Here is a 216-nt window from a genome sequence, read left to right on the forward strand (position 1 = left end):
GATGCCGTTAATCTTAGCGTCAGCAATGCCGCAGAGACACGCCGTATTTTCTGTAACGTGGTCGATGCGCCAAAAGCGGCCAGTTTTATCATGCCCTCCATTATCGACCGCTCTCCGCTGATGGTGGCGGTCTCCTCAGGCGGTACATCCCCTGTTCTTGCCCGCCTGCTGCGTGAAAGACTCGAATCCGTGTTGCCGCAGCATCTGGGCCAGGTC

General features: G+C 57.4%; 1 protein-coding gene. It reads left to right on the top strand.

What is annotated here, in order from left to right:
- The coding region (locus FDX22_RS24705; protein ID WP_370317828.1) for an NAD(P)-dependent oxidoreductase at positions 1–216 on the top strand (216 nt) is incomplete at both ends.

The organism is Citrobacter sp. TBCS-14 (genome assembly GCF_005280805.1).
In the GTDB taxonomy this organism is placed as follows: Bacteria; Pseudomonadota; Gammaproteobacteria; order Enterobacterales; family Enterobacteriaceae; genus Citrobacter; species Citrobacter gillenii.